We start from the raw sequence: 17,205 nt of genomic DNA, 5'->3' as shown, positions 1-17,205 counted from the left end.
CATTTCGTCCTCATCGAAGAATTGCAAGAGAATCCCTTCTCGTGGTAACGTTACTCTCTGTTTGAATCGGATTCTAATTCTCGAAAGAAATGTAGGTAAGATTCTTTCCGACGATACGCTAAATAAAAGCCAGCGCTCAATAAGAACGCGCTCATCACAAACGGGGGAAAGCCGATTCCCGATTGTAAAATCAAAAGATAAGAAACGATATTCACGACAATCGGAACCAAAACCAAAAGACCGAGCGCGGTCCATCTTCCAGAAACCACCAAGGCTCCTCCGATGATTTCCATGATCCCGAGAATTTGCCAGAGATAACCAGTTTCCAACAACGCGCTGATGAAGCGGGCAGCATGAGGAAGCATTGGAGGCGAGGGGATAAACGTGATAAATTTGTTGATTCCAAACGCCAGAAACACCCCTCCGAGTGTGAATCGAAAGAAAAGGTCTAAGATTTTCATAAGAATCTCCATTACTTGTCTAAACAAGTAATTCTTACCTAAGAACCATTTTGAAAATTTGGCAAGTCTTTTTTATTTGTTCGAACAAATAAAATTCAAAAATAGAACTCCCGTAGGACTCGGTTGAGCGAATCAAAAATTTCTAATCCGAGTAGTTCGATGGTTTTCCGGCAGAGAAGGGTCGATGAGCTAAGGCATTTTTGATTTTGAAAAAATCGTTCAAGGCAAGTGGAACAGTTTTAAAGTTATGAGTGGTCGAAGAAGGCTCTTCGATGAATTTTATAATACGAAAGACGTCTTATACTTCTTAACCGAGAAAAGGGTTGACCCTATCTACAAATTTTTTTCTATTCTTTCCTTGGGGAAACTTATAGGAAGAATGTTTCCTAAGAGACTCCCAAAACCACATTCATACGATGAAAGCTTCCACCGGAAATTTTATGGTATGAGAACCTTGTCCCTGTGAGCAGTTTAAACAAAGATGATCAAAGTCAAAAACCTATCTAAATTCTATGGTAAAAAACTCGCCATAGACCGTCTGAATTTTGAATTGGGAGAAGGGGAGATTGTCGGACTTCTCGGCTTGAACGGCGCGGGAAAAACGACAACGATCCGAATTCTCACCGGATATCTAATCGCCTCCGATGGAATCTGTGAGATCGACGGAACCAACACGTTTGAAAATCCCCTCGAAGTAAAAAAGAAAATCGGATATCTTCCGGAAACTCCGCCTCTTTATCCGGAGTTGTCCGTCGAAGATTATCTCAAATTCGCGGCGCGGATCAAACAGGTTCCTATCGAATCGATTGATTTTGAGATAGCGAGGGTATGCGAAAGAACGAACTTAAAAGACGTTCGAAGAAATAATATCGAAACTCTTTCGCTTGGTTTTCGTAAAAGAGTTGGAATCGCACAAGCGCTTTTGGGAAATCCTCGGATCATTATCTTGGACGAACCCGTTTCCGGACTTGATCCGAAACAGATCGTTGAAATCAGAAATTTAATTCATTCCTTGAAAGAAGGACATACGATTCTTCTTTCGAGTCATATTCTTCCCGAAGTTTATAAAACCTGCACGCGTTTTCTTTTTCTTCATAAGGGAAGAATGGTTTATCAAAGAGATAGAAAACAACTCGAAGAAGAAATGGAAAAACTTTCCGGATTGGAAGTAACCCTTTCCGGAACCGATCCGGAATCCGGTAAGAAATATCTTTCCTCTCTTCCGGGAGTGATCGCCGATAAGACGCAGGCGCTCGGAGAAGATGCGAAAGGAAATACCTTTCTTGTTTCTACATCAACGGAAAAAGAATTTAAAGAGAAACTCTTTGCGTCGGCGTCCTCCTCTCCTCGTCTGGAATACATCCGCAAACAGGAAGTTACGTTAGAACAGATTTTTATGAATCAGGTTTAAGGAAACTATGTTCCAAAATATCAAATGGATTTTTTTTAAAGAAGTGAAAGTGTTCTTCGGAACGTTTATGGCTCCGTTGGTTTTCGGCGGAACCGCTTTCTTGAATTCTCTTTTCGTGCTCATTTTAAATTTTAACGCGGGTACGAACTACGTAGATACGACCGTGATTACATTTCTTTCCTTCATGTCCACGATCATCATTGCGATGTTGATCCTGTCGATGGGAAGTATCACGGAAGAAAGAAACCGAGGCACTCTCGAATTTCTTTTTACGGCTCCGATCACGGATCTTGAAATTGTGGCCGGTAAATTTACCTTCGGCGCTTTGATTTGTCTTTTGATCGCAGTCTTTGTAAACGGATTGTTTCCGATCTTCTTATATTCTTTTTGGAAAGCTCCGATTTACATCGTGGTTTCCGGAACGATCGGAGTTTTTCTTTTGGGAATTTTTTCTTTCGCGGTTGGACTTTTTGGAAGTAGCCTCGGTAAGAATCAGATGACTTCTCTTCTGATTTCCATCGTGATCATTTTGACGCTCTGGGTTTCGGGTTATTTCTCTTATCTTTTTGATTCGGTGACTCGAAAGATTCTTTATCACCTTCATATTTTTTCCCATTTTATCGGGTTTTGTAAAGGAGTTCTCCCTTTGAACGGTATCGTTTTCTTTGTCAGTGGAACATTATTCTTTCTTTATCTTACTGTGAAAGTTTTGGAATCTAGGAGGTGGAGAGGATGAAAGAATCCATTTTATTCAGAATTTTTCCTTGGATTTCACTCGCTTCTCTTTTCTTATACTTTCCGGTTCGAGATAGTATTCAGACGCCCGGAACTCGTTGGCTCTGGTTGGGTTTTGTATTGGCGGTTCTCGTCCTCGAACCCGTTTTTAGATTTATTCGTAAGAAAAATATAAAAGAAGAATGGAATTCGTATCTTTCCGCGGGTCTTGGTTTGCTCGCGTTTGGAATCTATCATCTTCGAGTTTTTCTGGAAGACCTTGCCTTAAAGTCGAGCGGCTCTCACTCGGGAAACGAACGTTTTAGGGAAATTCTTCTCGTGTTGCTCGTTCTTTCCGTGGTCGGGTTTTTGATTCTTACCTTATTGAAAGAATTGGGAAAGGATTCCGCCGGAGCGCAGAGCGTTCTTAAAACTTCCAAACAAGCTTTGGTTCGATATTTCATCTTGAATCTTGCGATCGTCTTCGTTGCATTGGTGATTATAAATTACATTTCCGTAATGCGAAATCACAACTTCGATCTGAGTTCAAAGGGACAATATTCCTTCGGTCCGACCGCGGTGAAAATTTTAAAAAGTGTAAATCGAGAAGTCGAAGTGATCGCGTTTTATCCAAGACCTCTGGAGAATTCGTCTGCGAGTGATAAGGCGAACTCTTTTTCGCTTAGAAGGATTCGTCCCGATTTAGAAATTTATCTCGATCAGTTACAATCCTTGAGCCCTCAATTTAAGGTTCGTTTTATCAACGCGGACGTTGAGTTGGACGACTTGGGAGAATTCGGTCAGGTTTCCAACGGTCTCATTCTCGTGAGAACTAAAAAACCTTTCTTCAACGATGGAAAACAATACGCGGAGCAAAGGCTTTCGATCAAAGAAAAAAACGATCTCGAAGACTTGGAAAGAAAACTTGTACAAGCGGTTGTGAACATCACGACGGAAGAAAAGAATATATATTTTACTCAATCGAACGGAGAACGATTTTCTCCGATCTTTCAAAATCTTCCGAACGAGAAGGTAGGAATTCTAACCAATTCTCTTAGTTTTCTCAACTTCAAAGTAAAAGGTCTGGGAATCGCGGAAGGTTGGCCTGGAAGAATTCCGCAAGACGCGGACGTTCTCGTGATCGCGGGGCCGACCGTAACTTATTCGAAAGAAGCGCGTGATGCGGTTTTGGATTTTATCGAACAAAAAAAAGGAAAGGTTTTCATCACGATCGAACCGAAGGGAACTGAAAACTTCGATTGGCTTCTTGAAAAATCAGGTTATGAGTTTGCAAAGGGTCCGCTTTCTCAGATCCCAAGCCAGCCGGGGATCATCGTTGCTAAGTCCTTTCGAAAACATCCGATCGAAGAAACTCTGACTCGGAAAGATATGGGAGCGATGTTTCCGTTCGGAGGATTTTTCCTTCCGAAAGCCGTTTCCAGTCCCGGAAGTCAATCTTTGGAATCGTTTCCTCTGATGGAATCCGGCGGAGAATCGATTCTCGATAAAAATAATAACGGTAAAATCGATACCGGAGAAGATAAGAGAAACGTAATACTCGGTTTGATTCTCAAAAGCGCGGCTAAAAAAGAAGGAGCGCCAAACGCCGCAAAGACGGAAACCAATCCGACATCGGGACTCGTTCCCGGACTCAGTCCTGAACCCGAAACTCCCTCCCCGATTGCCAACACGGAGTCGAAAGGAGAAGGACGTGCGGTAATTTTTTCCGGAACTTCTTGGATTACGGATCAATTCATTTCTTACGGAACGAATTACGAACTTGCAACTTCGGCCATTACTTGGATGTATCAAGATCTTTCTCTTTCTTCAATCCAACCCAAAAAAGAAGAAGTAAATACCGTTTCTCTTACGGACACACAAAAGAGGATCGTCTGGATTTTAGGAATGTTTTTCTTTCCGGGTTTGATCGCGCTCGTTTCTTCCATCGTTTTGATACGTAAAAAAAGAAACGAAGGAGAAGAATTTTGAAAAGAGGACTTCTTTTCGTTATAGTGTTGGCGTTTTTGATCGCGAGCTTCTTCTTATTGGAAGAAAAAAAAGAGGATCAAACCGAAGTTTCTTTTTGGGACATCGATATCGATGAAATCGAATACCAACCTCCGAAGTCTTCTTGGAACGCGGAAGACGCGATGAGTTTTTATCCTAGTTCGATTGTTCTCAAAAAAGAAAAGACGTTAAGCGAAACAGGTGAGTTTCTCTCCGTAAAATCGATCGATCTGGAAACGGGAGCTTCTCTTGTATTCGAGGGCGGATACAACGCGGACAATCTATTTCGAGAGTTGTCCGTTCTCAAAGTAAAAGGTGTGGAACCGATCGGCGACGAAAAGGATTCTTCCACTTTGAAAATCAACGATGGATCCCCCGAGATTCTTCTTAAGTCTTCCGGAAAATTGATCAAAAAGATTTTCATCGGCAAAAAGAAATCTTCCGATTCTACTCGAATCGTAAAAGAGGGAAATAATATTCTCATTACTCAAAGTCATATCCTGGATCGATTTGCAAGAGGAATTACGGAATTTAGACAAAGACAACTCGTCAATCTTAAAGACGAGTCTATAGTGGAAACGATCTGGGACGAAGAAGGAAAAACTCTTCGTTTAGACAATCATCCGTATAAGGAAGAGAACATTAAGAAGAATTTTTGGAGAAGATTGTCCGGTAAGATCGTGGCGATCGAACCGCATTTGGGAGACAATTGGAACAATCAGATCGTTGGACAGAGAGTGGATCTTTATCCGGACGATCCGAGCGGCGCCGGTTTTGCCGTGGCTAAGAGTCTCACCAACGTGCCTGCGGAAGCGTCCCTCAAATTGCGTCTTACAAACGGGGATTGGATTACTCTCAGATACTATCCGAAAACAAATATCAATTCCGTAGACTACAGACCTGCGATCCGAATTCTAAACGATAAATTTTCCGAACCTCCTTTTTACATCCGTGAAGATAGTTTCTTGCGGATAAAAGAAAATGTGGGGAATTTGGATAAAGCGGAGCAGAAAAAACCGGCAGAGGTTCCGAACCCGGCCTCCAAAAATCCAACTTCCGCTTTTCCCAAAAGATGATCGTAGATAAAGAACAAGAATTCTCAGAAATAAGATCCGGCATTCTCCAAAGAATTTTTCAATCTCCGGAGAATGCGTATGAAATCTATCAAAAGACCGACGGCTTCGGTTACGCCGAAATTTTAAGAACCCACTTTCTTCTTTGGGTTTTGGCGCCGGCTGGAAAATTTATTTCCAATCTTATATTTTCAGTCCTTTCCTTTGTTCGTTTTGACGATGGAGAATGGACCATCTTCTCGGGAGTTTTGTTTTCTTTCTTTGTTTATCCGGTCGTTTTATTTTTAGTCGTGCAGTTTGACGTATTTAGAATCTTTCAGAAAAAAGCGGATCGTACGAAAGGAGAAACCCTTCCACCCGCGAATATTTTTTTATTATCCTTTTTGCCTTTCAGCGCGTCTTCGATCTTCTGGATCTTACCTTCTCCGTTTCAAGCCGTGTTCGTAACGATTTCTTTTTTTCTTTCCTGCGCTTTGTCGGTAAGAAGTTTGAAAAAAATTCTAAACTGGAATGATAAGGAAATTATAATATTCTTTTTGTCAGGCTTGGCTTATTTACTGACGGGACTTCTGTTTTTAACCGTAATCTATAATTTAATTAGGACCATTCTCAATTGAAAATTTTTCTGATCGGAATCGGCGGGATAGCCATGGGCAATCTCGCTCACATGCTCAAAAAAAACGGACACGAGGTTTCCGGCTCGGATACGGGAGTTTATCCTCCGATGTCGGACAAGTTGAAAGAATGGGGAATTCCTTACTTCGAAGGATTTAAAGCCGAAAACATTCAAGGCCAAGATCTGATCATCGTTGGAAACGCGATTTCCAGAGGAAATCCGGAAGTTGAAGAGATGCTCAATTCCGGAGTGGATTATCTTTCTATGCCCGCCGCAATCAGCAAATTTTTTCTCAAGGGAAAGAAGGTGATCGTGGTCGCGGGAACTCACGGGAAAACAACCACTACATTCCTAATTCATCATATTCTTAAAGAGAACGGAGTTTCACCCGGATTGTTTGTGGGTGGGATTCGTAAGGACGGTTTTCCGGGATTTGAACTCGGAGACGGTTCTTATTTTGTGATAGAAGGAGACGAATACGACACCGCTTTCTTCGATAAGTCTTCGAAATTTTTACACTACCGACCCACCTACGCCGTGTTAAACGCACTGGATTACGATCACGCTGATATCTTTCCGGACATTGAAGCGATTGAAACTATGTTCAAACGTTTGATCAATTTGGTTCCAGGGAACGGAAAGATCTTCTATTGGAGCGGATCAGGTTCTTTAAAAAAATTGGTTCAACACGTTAAGTTTACAAAGATCGAGGGTTTTGAGTGGAATCGAAAAGATTCTTCGCTCTCTTGGAAAAAACACGAACTCTTTTGGGACGATCGAAAACTCGATCCTGTTGTTTTCGGAGATCATAACTATCGAAATCTCGAAGTAGCGATCCGAGTTTGTTCCGAGATTCTGAAAGAACAAAATCCAAGCGGCTACAAAGAAGGAATCGCAAAGGCGATCGATTCGTTTCCGGGAGTAAAAAGAAGACAGGATATTCTTTTTGAATCTCCAAAGGCAATCGTGATGGAGGATTTCGCGCATCACCCGGTCGCCGTACATGAGACCATTCACGCGATCAAAAAACGGTTTCACGGTTACAAGATCGTTGCGCTTTTTGAACCGAGAAGCGCGACTTCTCACAGAAACGTTTTTCAGAAAGAATATTCGTATTCTTTCTTGGGAGCGGATTTGACCATCCTTACCGAGATTCATAATCTAAAGAAGGTTTCAAAAGATATCCGTTTGGACGTGAAAAAGCTGGTTCAAAAGCTTTTGAAGAATTCAAAAACCATTCCGGTTTATGCAAAGGATCCTCAGGAGTTGCTTGTAAAACTTGAGAAAATGATTCCCCAATTTACGGGAGAAAAAATTCTTATCTTAGCCATGTCTAACGGCTCCTTCGGAGGAATTTATCCGGGACTTGTAGAACTGGCTCGGAAACACACATGAATTTATCTCAAGAACTCGATTCTATCTACGAGGAAGCGATTCAAAAAATCGGTTCCTCCGTCTCCGAAGAGGATTTAGATAAGAATAAGAATGATTTTATCGGTAAAAAAGGAAAGCTCACTGCGGTTCTCAAAAACGTAGCTTCTCTTTCCATTGAAGAAAAAAAGACCGTAGGCCAGAAGGCGAACGAGCTTTCTAAAAAACTCGAGGCTTTTGTTTCCGATACAAAAACGACTCTTAAGAAAAAACTTTTCGAGTCCCAAGCCGCTTCCGAATTCTTCGATACGCTGCGGCCGCTTTCCAAACCGGAAAACGGAAGTTTACATCCGATCACTCAGATTCAATACGAGATCGAAGACATCTTTGCTTCGATGGGCTTTAGCGTGATGGACGGACCCGAGATAGAAACCGATACGAATAATTTCGGCGCTCTGAACTTTACTGAAGATCATCCTGCGAGAGAAATGCAGGATACGTTTTATCTTGAGAATGGAAATCTTCTGAGAACTCATACATCCGCGATTCAAGTGAGAACGTTGAGACATCTCAAACCTCCTTTTAGAATTATCGCTCCGGGAAGAGTGTTTCGTTACGAAGAAGTCGACGCTTCTCACGAACATACGTTTTACCAGATCGAAGGAATGGTCGTTGGGAAAAATATTTCAGCGGCGAACCTGATCGACACGATGCAGGTTTTGCTTTCCAGAATTTTTGAAAAAGAAATCAAAACAAGACTTAGACCGGGATACTTTCCCTTTGTGGAACCGGGTTTTGAGCTCGATATCAATTGTCTGGTTTGTGAAGGAAAGGGTTGTCCCGTGTGTAAACAATCCGGTTGGCTAGAACTTTTGCCTTGCGGTTTGATACATCCGAACGTCCTTACTCACGCGGGTTTGGATCCGAAGGAATGGAGCGGTTTTGCTTTCGGTCTCGGTTTGGACCGCCTCGTGATGATGCGCTACGGAATTCACGATATTCGTTACTTTCAATCCGGTAATCTAAGATTCTTAAAACAATTCTAATATGATTTCCACTCCGATTCAAACTCGTTGGATGGATATGGACCCCTTTGCTCACGTGAGTAATTCCGTTTTTGTCTCTTATTTGGAAATCGGAAGAGTGGACTATTGTCGTCGTCGATTTGAGGTGAAGGACGTTTTTGAAGTCCCTTTTATTCTTGCGAGAATCGAAATCGATCTTAAAAAATCGATCGAAATGAATCACGTTGTCGAAGTACAAACTTCCGTGATTCGAATCGGAAACAGCTCTTGGGATTTTCAATCCGTCATTTTAGAATCCAATACAAGAGAAGTCTTCGCGGTGGCGAAGACCGTCCAAGTTACCTTTGATCACAAGACAAAGGCTACGATTCCTATTCCTCCAAAAATCAGAAGAATTTTAGAAGAGGATTTAAAAGAATTCCAGAGACAAAATAAGGAAGGTTGATTTTTTATCTTCCCTCCGCCCAGGATTCTTTTCTTGGATCGGCTCCTCCGTAGAGTTTTCCGGTTTTAGGATCTTTCATGGAGATACAAGGCGCGGCGAAATCATATTCCCAGACATCTCTTCCGATCACGTCGTAACCCAATTCTTTCAGCACGTTCCCGTGTTTAGAATTGATTTCTTTTTCCAATTCCAAACGTCCCGGATAATACGTGTGAGGTGAAAAAGCGTCAGGCCAATTTAAAGAACGAAAACGAGGCGCGTTTACCGCGGCTTGCGGATTCATTCCAAACACAATCATATTCAAAAAAACTTGTATAGTTGCCTGAGTCTGCATGTCGCCTCCGGGAGTTCCGAAACTCATAAAGAATTTTCCGTCTTTAAAAACCATGGATGCGTTCGGAGTGATCGTGGGTCGTTTTCCGGGAAGTAATGCCGAAGGATGATTTGGATCCAATCGAAACTGAGTCATACGAATGCCCAAGGTGATATCTCCTTCGATCATCGGTGATTGTGGAAAATCACTGGGAGTAAGCGAGAGAGAATTTCCTTTCGGATCAATGATGCTGAGATAAGTAGTATCACGTCCCACTTTTCCGGTTTTTTCCCAAAAGGAAAGTTGCCGATTGTCTTCTGAAGAATTCAATACAAGGGAAGAATTGTTTTCATTTTGATTTCTATTTAAGGAAGAATGTTCTGAGATTTTATCTTTATCTTGAAACGAAGAATTTTTCTTTGAATGAAAGTCGGATTCTCGCGATAATTTCTTCTCTTGATAAAGAATTGGATTTCCGAAAGGAGGGGTTTTACCAAAGGCGTTCGATTGCAGAAATTTTCTTCTTTCGGTCGCATATTCTTTGCTAAGAAGTCCTTTGATCGGAACGTTTACAAATGCAGGATCTCCGAAATATTTTTCTCTGTCAGCCATCGCGAGTTCGATCGCTTGAGCGACGGTGTGGATATATTGAGGAGAATTATGGCCCATCGATTTTAAATCGATTCCCTCGAGGATCTGAAGGGCGAGAGGAACTACGGCTCCCTGGTTCCAAGTTTGATTGGAGAAGATCGTATAGGGTCCGTAGTTTCCTTGGAGAGGTTTTTCCCAAGCTCCGGAATAGGTCGCGAGATCTGATTTGGTCATTGTTCCATCGTTTGAGTCGTGAGCTCTTACGATCTTCTCTGCGATTGGGCCTTCATAAAAATACTTTCGTACTGAGTCTAAGGCCTTGTTTCTATCAAGACCTGCTTTGATCGCTCCGGATTCTACGTTTGCAATTTCGCGTAACGTTTTGCCTAATGCGGGACGAGCGAATTTTTCTTTGTGGTAGAGAGGTTTCCACCATTTCTTATCCAGATAAACTTCCGCGTTGTATGGAAGAAGGATCGAAAATCCGAACCTTTTGAAAAGATTGATGTTTAGGTTTCGCATAAGAATTCTATGAACGGGAAATCCTTCTTCTGCGATCTTGATTGCGGGAGCGCTGACTTGACTAAAACTCATCGTTCCGTATTTTTTCAAAAGCGCAACGATCACATCCGGCGAGGCTGGAACCAATTGCGAACTATATTTTAAAGTTGGAATGTATTTGTGTCCTCTGGATTGAAAGTATTCTATCGTAGCCTTGGAAGGAGCTTTCCCGGCGCCAGTATAACTTTCCACGTTTTGACTTTTTGAATCGTAGTAGAGCAGAGGGGCTACCCCTGGAAAGGAAGCTTCTTCTCCTTGGGTAACGTTTAACACGAGTAATGCGGCCACTCCCGCGTCCGCCGCATTTCCTCCTTTTTCCAAAATTTCCAACGCTACTTTTGTCGCGAGGGGATGACCGGAGGCCACCATCATTTTGGAACCTTCTGCGAGAGGGCGGTCTTGCTGATAAGGGTCGTCGAATTCTAAAATTTCATTGGGTCTGGAAAAAACGAAGTAGAGGACGGAGAGAAGAACGATTAAGCTAAAAAAACTGCCAAGAATGTATTTTAGAATCCGATTCATCCGTATTCTCCTTTTGAACTTTCCGTTGTAGACATCGATTTTCGATTTAAGCAAATCGTTTTTGGTTACAAAATAATTCTTCCTACAAACGATTCCAGTGAAAAAATTGCAACCGAATGAATGACGAGTAAATGTAGGAAATGTGAGAGTTCCTACTTTTGCAGATTGAAAATCTGTTTTGTTTCGAGTTATTTGCAAGTAATCCGGCTCCTTTTTTCCGGTCCTAGGATTGCCTTTATCACTCTCGGTGCGGAATCGGTTCATTCAAGTTATGAGGTTCTGATTTTTGAAAATTCCAGGGACAATCGACGTTTCTATGTTTAGGATCAATGTATTTGTTCTCTTTTGTTTCAGTTTCATCTCCATTCTTCCTCAATCTCCAAGAAGTTGTTTATCGGGAAACTGCAAGAATGGAAAAGGTGTTCTCATCGATGCTAGCGGAAACGAATCCAAAGGAACTTTTGTAAACGGAACCTTAGAAGGATATGCGGAAGTTAAATTCAAAAACCGGGAAATGTTTTCAGGAATTCGTAAGCGTCTTTCCATAAGAGGCAAGGCTCAACGGATCGATCCGGAGACTGGAAAAGTCGTCTATGGGACTTGGATCGAAGACGGGGACTGTAATGATAAGGGATGTAAAACATGGGCAAATTTTATCCCGGATTCGAATGTAGAATGTATTTTTCAGGGAACATTTCGACGAAATCAAAAAGTGGGGAAGGGTAGTTATATCTGTCTCAACGGAGAACGTTTTGAAGGAATCTACGCGAACGATCTTGCGAATGGGCGTGGAAAATTAATATATTCCGACGGAAGTTTTTACGAAGGAGAATTTAAAAACGGTTATCCGATTAGTAAGTAGGAGGCTAACTTAAAAATTAGCCATTTTATGAAGGGAACGTTGAGTCATTTTTAACGAATTCGATCAATGACATTCAATCTCAGAGAATCTACGTTTCCAGGCTGTGTTTTCCGCTCCGGGAAAAGGCCAAAAACGATTCATTTCTTCGATCGTCAGACGCACTTTCGCAGCGACGATCGAATCGACGGCACAAATTTCATTCAAATAAGAAAATTGACGTCCTTGAATTGCAGCGCCGATATCCGCTCTATCTTCGGCAAAATTTGTTGTGGAATATTCGCTCACAAAACCGTCAATGGGATTCCAAAATGGAGTTAAAGGGACTTTGGGATTATCTAAACGACGAGGACTGGATGAAAATTGATAACTTCCATATTGAAATGAAATCGGGTTTAACGATGTCCATTTTGGATCCCAGTAATATCTTATAACATTATCTATATTGTGCGTAATTTCATGATGTATTCCATTTGATAGCCTGTCTTCTCCAAAATTAGGATTTATCATCCCCATGGCTTTCAATCCGTCTGGAATATCCAAAAATATAATATTTTCCTCGGGTCTGGATAGACCTCCTCTATAACCTATCGATTCTAAATAAAGATTTCGAGTGAATATTATTTTTTCAGCTCGTGCTTTAATGAAATACCCTCTTGGATACCTTGCAATTTCAGCTACTATCAGATCTTTATAATAGTTTAAATCTTCATCAGAATAGTTGGTATCATAAGAAACAAAGGGGGATGATACGATCGTATGAGTTAAGATTTGAACATCACGATCGTAGTTTTCAACGCGATCTTGAAATAATAAAAACAAAAGAAGATCAGAGGTATTTTTATCCTCTTTTTCAATGGAACAAGAGGAGAGAAAGGTAAAAACAAACAAAAGACTTAAAACTAATTTTACGTTTATTATCATGTATATTGCTCCAGATGTATTCCAAACATCTGGAGCAATATACTGAAAGATCATTCAAGTTAGGTCAAAAAATCCTGAGAAAATTTGGACGAAAGATTTCAGATTATAATGAGAACTCCGATCAGTCCAAAAAACAAAAAGCTATTTTGAGCGTTCCTCAACCTTCAACGTTAATCTACGGTAGTTCCTACATTTTCTCGGTCTTGGTTTCAATTGATGCGGAAGAAATTCAATGCCGCGGCTATATCTATATTCGCTACAGAAGAGATCGAGGCGGGGTAAGTTACAGGGTTTTAGAAAATTTGATCTAATTATTTTAATTTTCAATCACTTGACCAAAGAGGAGAGCCCGGTCCGTCTGATTCCGTTCAAACTTACTTTCGTAAAACGTTGGTGGAGTCACCCAAGTTAATATCATGAACTCATATTCTATTATGAATCATTTGAAAACTTGAATTGAAGCTTTTCGTTTTAGACCTAAGAAAAGTTCCAAGAATGTATTTTAGAATCCGATTTATCAGAATTATCCTTTTGAACTTTCGTTTTAGAAATGGATTATTGCGTCTTTTAACGAAGTTTTTTCCGACAAAGTATCGTTATTCCGACTGGAGACTCTACTGAAAAAAATAGTTTAGAATGAATAACGGGTTTCTGGTTCGTGGGAGATCCTACATTTCAGAATTGAAATAAGGCTTATTTAGAGTTTAATTCTCCCCTTTTTTTCGAAGGGAAGAATCGATTCTTTTAGAGATGAATCTTAGGTTTAAAAGTGCGGAAAGAATTTTTAGAGATCTTCTTCTGCGGAATAAGTCAAAATCAAAGAAGAAATTAATGTAAGTAGAAATTGGGAAAATACCCAGAGCCAAACGATCATGCTTGGTAGAACGTTTACAAAGTTCAAAATGGAAATTGCCGGTCCTACATAAGCTGCTAACGAAAAGCAAACCGCAACGATCAATCCCCCGACGATTCCCGTAGGAAGCGAATCTTTTGCAAGGCGGATGATAATTCCTAAAAAGAAAACTTGAATGAGATCGGCTACGATCGGCCCCACCCATAAAATCATTCCAACGGACTGGAAAAAAGATTTATAGGCAGGGTCGTAGTAAAAGCGAGAGAACAAAAGACTGCGAAGAGGTACGGAAATCACTTCCCAAAAACCAAAGGCGATAAACAGCCTTAGAAGAAATTGATTCCAGTCTTTTGCAGTCTTTAAACTCATTTTACTTTCCTACGATGAAAACCACGTTAGTCGTTGCGGATCCGCCGATGTTCAGCATCAATCCGTTTTTAGCGCCTTCTACTTGGTAATTACCGGCAGTGTTGGTAATTTGTTTGTAAAGGTCGAGCATCATACGAACTCCGGAAGCTCCTACCGGGTGTCCGACTCCGATCAGTCCGCCGGATGGATTGATTGGTTTCTTACCTTTCAGATCGATCACGCCGTCTTCAATTGCTTCGTGTTCTTTTCCGGGTTGAGTGATTCCGAAAGCGGAGATCGCTGCATATTCGGAAGAAGTGAAACAGTCGTGAGTTTCGAAAACGTCGATGTCTTTCACTCCGAGTTCCGCTCTGTCATACGCGTCTTTTACGGTTTGTCTTGTCCAAGGGAGAATGTATTTGTCCCCTTTGGATTCTGCAACCTTCGCGTCAAAAGTGATCGGTGCAACTCTGTGTCCCCAACCTTTCAGTCTTGGGATTGTGTTGATCTTCTTCCCTCTTTTTTTCGCGTATTCTTCAGTATAAGATTTGTTAGCGAGAACTACCATCGCAGCGCCGTCGGTAACTTGAGAACAATCGGTAATGCAGAGTCTTCCTCCGACTGCCATATTGTATTCTCCGCCTCTTGCGTTTGCGTGTTCTTTGTTCATGAACCAAGAACGAGTTTGTGCTTTTGGGTTTTTCTTTGCGTTGTCGTAGTTGATTCTTGAAATTTCAGCAAGAGCTCCCATGAATCTTTGTTCCGGAAGTTTGTATCTTTCCAAAATTACGTCCGCGAGTTTTCCGAAAAGTTTTGGGAAAGGAAATTGAACTCCCTTCGCTTCTTTTTCGTAATAAGCGGCAGTTCCTAAGAAATCCCCACCTATGGAAGAACTTACGGTTTTCATGATCTCGATTCCGAGAACGATGGCAACGTCGTAGTCTTTCGCGCGGATTTTCGTAGCAGCGGCATCGAGAGCGATGGAGCCGGAAGCACAAGCTGCTTCAAAACGTCCGCCTGGAATTCCGTAGAACGCAGGATCGACTTCGGTTAAGAATGCACCCAAGTGACCTTGAGTTGCATATTGTTCCGCATCGAAGTTTCCTACGAAAATTCCGATTCTATTTTGTTTATTCAGTTTTTTGAGTTCATCGGGCGTGATTCCGACAGCAGCTAATCCGTCTTGAACGGCTTCGCGCATCAAGGACATGAAGGTCTTTCCTTCCTTAGTCCAGTTTCTTTGAAAATCGGTCTGTTCCCCGCCGAGTATGTAAATTTTCTCGCTCATGGTGATACCTGCCTCCCTAATTATCCTTTAAAAAGTGATCGAGCGTCAAGTTTTTCCTTCAGCTCGTAAAACGGTTTCCCCGGTTTCGCTTTTGCTAATACCTCAGGAACCGGAAGTTTTGCTTTTTCGATCAATTGAATCGTATCCTTAGGTCCGCCTAAGAAATCAACGAACGCAGATGCAGGAGCCCAGTTAAATCCGGTTCCCATTGCGAGGTCCGCCATTTCTTTTGTGTCTACGACTTCTCCTACGATAGAAAGAGAATAACTTACGTATCTTGCGATGAAGTATCTCGCGAGGTCCGCTTCAAAGCCTTTCGCTTCTTTAACAACGTTCATAGCGCCGATATAATCCGCTTCGGAAATTCTTCTGTTAGCCTGACGAATAAAATCGATATCAAACTTAGGAAGAGGTTCGTAAAGATCGGCGCCTATATTATAGACTAACTTTTCTTTCTTGCCGTCCGGAGTTTTGGACATCTTATAGAGTCCGCCGCCCGCCTTTCTTCCTAAATCGCCCTTATCGATTAACTTTTGAAAGTAACCCGGCATTTTAAAAGTAGAATGAGCCGCGTCTTTAGTCATTTCATAGAGGTTGTCAACGATAGCTTTGTGAACGTCCAGACCTACGAAATCCGCAGTGTCGAGAGGAGCCATTGCTCTTCCGGTATAACCGCTCATGATCGCATCCATAAGAGCGATCCCGCCTTTATCGGAATACTTTTCAGCGAGTTGAGCGACTTCATTGATGAGCTGAAATCCGATTCTGTTTCCGGCAAACGCAGGAGTATCGTTTGTATAAACGACCGCGCGTCCTAAAACCTTATCCAGATATTCTCCGAGTTGTTTGAGAACTTTTTTATCGGATCCTTTATGCGAAACGAGTTCGCAAAGAATCATCTTGTAAGGAGGGTTAAAGAAGTGAGTTCCAAAATAATGCTTTTGTCCGTCTTCATCGAATGCCTTTGAAAGTCTTTCAATAGAAAGTCCGGAGGAAACAGTGGAAACGATAGTCCCAGGTCTTCTGGAGCTTGCGATTCTTTTGTTGATCGGTTCTTTTACTTCATAACTTTCCGCAACGAGTTCGAAAACCCAGTCGGATTCTGCTACCGCTTTTTCAAGATCTGCATCATACGAGCCTGGAATGAGTCTTGGTCGGATCGTATCTGTCTTCACAGAACCGATTGCTTTCTCAATACCTTCTTTCGCTTTGCTTATGTCCCTTGCGAGCATATGGACTTTTGCCTTCCCAAAGGAGGCAACGATTGCGGCTGATCCGGCACCCATAGTACCGTTTGCGCCTAATACTGTTACTGTTTTTATCTCTCTCATGAAACTATACCAATTCTTGGATTTTCAATGGAATAGAACCTGTTTAAAACAGCTATGCGAGGAGGAAAGGTTTTTTTCAAACGGAATGGTTGTAGAATTGTTCTAAAACAGAACATTCGTTCTGTTTAAACTTACTCAAAAAGGCTGAAATTCGTTAACAAATCAATGAATTCTCTTCAAATTTTAAGAAGAATCTAATTTGGAAGCAGAGCTTTATCAATTTAAAAAATTTTAGAATCAAGAAAGACGAAGAATTCTCCTTCCATGGCGTCATCATTTTTTAGAAACTCAAGAACGGAATGAGCCATAATTGTGGCCCCTCCTTTCGGAAGATTACAAATTTCGGCGCCGATGTTCGGAAATCCAATCGTACGGAGCGAGTTTTCCTTTGCGAATCGCAGACTGGTTGTATAAGCATTTGCTAATAATCGATCTTCCTTGTTTTTGCTTGCGGATCATTTCTTAAGCGTGGGTATCATTGGATCCGATGTT

Annotated in this window: 15 protein-coding genes and 1 pseudogene; 9 read left to right on the top strand and 7 right to left on the bottom strand. The window is 41.6% G+C overall.

Features of this window, described 5'->3' with window-relative positions; all coding sequences use genetic code 11:
• Positions 1 to 50: 50 nt before the first annotated feature.
• On the bottom strand, positions 51 to 461 hold the full coding sequence (locus A0128_RS18435; RefSeq protein WP_069608852.1) for a DoxX family membrane protein: 411 nt from the start codon (positions 459 to 461) through the stop codon (positions 51 to 53).
• A 481-nt stretch (positions 462 to 942) separates the two neighbouring features.
• Here A0128_RS18435 and A0128_RS18430 point away from each other — a divergent pair, with 481 nt between their 5' ends.
• Genes A0128_RS18430 through A0128_RS18395 form a run of 8 tightly spaced genes read left to right on the top strand, consistent with a single transcriptional unit; the run spans position 943 to position 9,123 of the window.
• Positions 943 to 1,872, top strand: a complete 930-nt coding sequence (locus A0128_RS18430; protein ID WP_069608851.1) for an ABC transporter ATP-binding protein — start codon at positions 943 to 945, stop codon at positions 1,870 to 1,872.
• A gap of 7 nt (positions 1,873 to 1,879) precedes the next feature.
• The gene (locus A0128_RS18425) at positions 1,880 to 2,608 is read left to right on the top strand and encodes an ABC transporter permease (protein ID WP_069608850.1); all 729 of its coding nucleotides are present in this window, start codon (positions 1,880 to 1,882) and stop codon (positions 2,606 to 2,608) included.
• Positions 2,605 to 4,575, top strand: coding sequence for a motility-associated ABC transporter substrate-binding family protein (locus A0128_RS18420; protein ID WP_069608849.1), 1,971 nt, complete (start codon positions 2,605 to 2,607; stop codon positions 4,573 to 4,575). Before A0128_RS18425 ends, A0128_RS18420 begins: the two co-directional genes overlap by 4 nt.
• Positions 4,572 to 5,669, top strand: a complete 1,098-nt coding sequence (locus A0128_RS18415) for a hypothetical protein (protein WP_069608848.1) — start codon at positions 4,572 to 4,574, stop codon at positions 5,667 to 5,669. Before A0128_RS18420 ends, A0128_RS18415 begins: the two co-directional genes overlap by 4 nt.
• A complete protein-coding gene (locus tag A0128_RS18410; RefSeq protein ID WP_069608847.1) occupies positions 5,666 to 6,283 on the top strand; it encodes a hypothetical protein in 618 nt (205 codons plus the stop codon). The genes A0128_RS18415 and A0128_RS18410 overlap by 4 nt, the downstream gene beginning before the upstream one ends.
• Positions 6,280 to 7,677 carry a UDP-N-acetylmuramate--L-alanine ligase gene (locus tag A0128_RS18405; RefSeq protein WP_069608846.1) on the top strand — a complete coding sequence of 466 codons (1,398 nt, stop codon included), beginning with the start codon at positions 6,280 to 6,282 and terminating at the stop codon, positions 7,675 to 7,677. The genes A0128_RS18410 and A0128_RS18405 overlap by 4 nt, the downstream gene beginning before the upstream one ends.
• Complete coding sequence (gene pheS / locus A0128_RS18400; protein ID WP_069608845.1) at positions 7,674 to 8,699, top strand: phenylalanine--tRNA ligase subunit alpha; 1,026 nt, start codon at positions 7,674 to 7,676, stop codon at positions 8,697 to 8,699. The genes A0128_RS18405 and pheS overlap by 4 nt, the downstream gene beginning before the upstream one ends.
• 1 nt (position 8,700) lies before the next feature.
• The gene (locus tag A0128_RS18395; protein WP_069608844.1) at positions 8,701 to 9,123 is read left to right on the top strand and encodes an acyl-CoA thioesterase; all 423 of its coding nucleotides are present in this window, start codon (positions 8,701 to 8,703) and stop codon (positions 9,121 to 9,123) included.
• A gap of 4 nt (positions 9,124 to 9,127) precedes the next feature.
• Here A0128_RS18395 and A0128_RS18390 read toward each other — a convergent pair whose 3' ends face one another.
• Entirely contained in the window at positions 9,128 to 11,110 is a 1,983-nt protein-coding gene (locus A0128_RS18390; protein WP_069609395.1) for a gamma-glutamyltransferase family protein, read from the bottom strand.
• Between the two features lie 316 nt (positions 11,111 to 11,426).
• Here A0128_RS18390 and A0128_RS18385 point away from each other — a divergent pair, with 316 nt between their 5' ends.
• A complete protein-coding gene (locus A0128_RS18385; RefSeq protein WP_069608843.1) occupies positions 11,427 to 11,972 on the top strand; it encodes an MORN repeat-containing protein in 546 nt (181 codons plus the stop codon).
• A gap of 63 nt (positions 11,973 to 12,035) precedes the next feature.
• Here A0128_RS18385 and A0128_RS18380 read toward each other — a convergent pair whose 3' ends face one another.
• The 5 genes and pseudogenes from A0128_RS18380 to A0128_RS22585 form a co-directional block, all read right to left on the bottom strand.
• Positions 12,036 to 12,893, bottom strand: coding sequence for an LIC13305 family lipoprotein (locus A0128_RS18380; protein WP_069608842.1), 858 nt, complete (start codon positions 12,891 to 12,893; stop codon positions 12,036 to 12,038).
• 784 nt (positions 12,894 to 13,677) lie between these two features.
• Complete coding sequence (locus tag A0128_RS18370; RefSeq protein WP_069608840.1) at positions 13,678 to 14,115, bottom strand: hypothetical protein; 438 nt, start codon at positions 14,113 to 14,115, stop codon at positions 13,678 to 13,680.
• A 1-nt stretch (position 14,116) separates the two neighbouring features.
• The gene (locus A0128_RS18365; RefSeq protein ID WP_069608839.1) at positions 14,117 to 15,382 is read right to left on the bottom strand and encodes an acetyl-CoA acetyltransferase; all 1,266 of its coding nucleotides are present in this window, start codon (positions 15,380 to 15,382) and stop codon (positions 14,117 to 14,119) included.
• A 20-nt stretch (positions 15,383 to 15,402) separates the two neighbouring features.
• On the bottom strand, positions 15,403 to 16,713 hold the full coding sequence (locus A0128_RS18360) for a 3-hydroxyacyl-CoA dehydrogenase family protein (protein ID WP_069608838.1): 1,311 nt from the start codon (positions 16,711 to 16,713) through the stop codon (positions 15,403 to 15,405).
• Between the two features lie 221 nt (positions 16,714 to 16,934).
• A pseudogene (locus tag A0128_RS22585) lies at positions 16,935 to 17,147 on the bottom strand (macro domain-containing protein); the annotation flags it as partial.
• Between the last annotated feature and the right edge of the window lie 58 nt (positions 17,148 to 17,205).

It is taken from the genome of Leptospira tipperaryensis (assembly GCF_001729245.1).
In the GTDB taxonomy this organism is placed as follows: Bacteria; Spirochaetota; Leptospiria; order Leptospirales; family Leptospiraceae; genus Leptospira; species Leptospira tipperaryensis.
This window is presented reverse-complemented; position numbering and strand designations above follow the sequence as displayed.

Bases quoted from the DNA above. Each gene is read 5' to 3' on its own strand.
- A0128_RS18435 (WP_069608852.1), bottom strand. From the start codon at position 461: ATGAAAATCTTAGACCTTTTCTTTCGATTCACACTCGGAGGGGTGTTT.
- A0128_RS18430 (WP_069608851.1), top strand. From the start codon at position 943: ATGATCAAAGTCAAAAACCTATCTAAATTCTATGGTAAAAAACTCGCC.
- A0128_RS18425 (WP_069608850.1), top strand. From the start codon at position 1,880: ATGTTCCAAAATATCAAATGGATTTTTTTTAAAGAAGTGAAAGTGTTC.
- A0128_RS18420 (WP_069608849.1), top strand. From the start codon at position 2,605: ATGAAAGAATCCATTTTATTCAGAATTTTTCCTTGGATTTCACTCGCT.
- A0128_RS18410 (WP_069608847.1), top strand. From the start codon at position 5,666: ATGATCGTAGATAAAGAACAAGAATTCTCAGAAATAAGATCCGGCATT.
- pheS (WP_069608845.1), top strand. From the start codon at position 7,674: ATGAATTTATCTCAAGAACTCGATTCTATCTACGAGGAAGCGATTCAA.
- A0128_RS18395 (WP_069608844.1), top strand. From the start codon at position 8,701: ATGATTTCCACTCCGATTCAAACTCGTTGGATGGATATGGACCCCTTT.
- A0128_RS18390 (WP_069609395.1), bottom strand. From the start codon at position 11,110: ATGAATCGGATTCTAAAATACATTCTTGGCAGTTTTTTTAGCTTAATC.
- A0128_RS18385 (WP_069608843.1), top strand. From the start codon at position 11,427: ATGTTTAGGATCAATGTATTTGTTCTCTTTTGTTTCAGTTTCATCTCC.
- A0128_RS18380 (WP_069608842.1), bottom strand. From the start codon at position 12,893: ATGATAATAAACGTAAAATTAGTTTTAAGTCTTTTGTTTGTTTTTACC.
- A0128_RS18370 (WP_069608840.1), bottom strand. From the start codon at position 14,115: ATGAGTTTAAAGACTGCAAAAGACTGGAATCAATTTCTTCTAAGGCTG.
- A0128_RS18365 (WP_069608839.1), bottom strand. From the start codon at position 15,382: ATGAGCGAGAAAATTTACATACTCGGCGGGGAACAGACCGATTTTCAA.
- A0128_RS18360 (WP_069608838.1), bottom strand. From the start codon at position 16,713: ATGAGAGAGATAAAAACAGTAACAGTATTAGGCGCAAACGGTACTATG.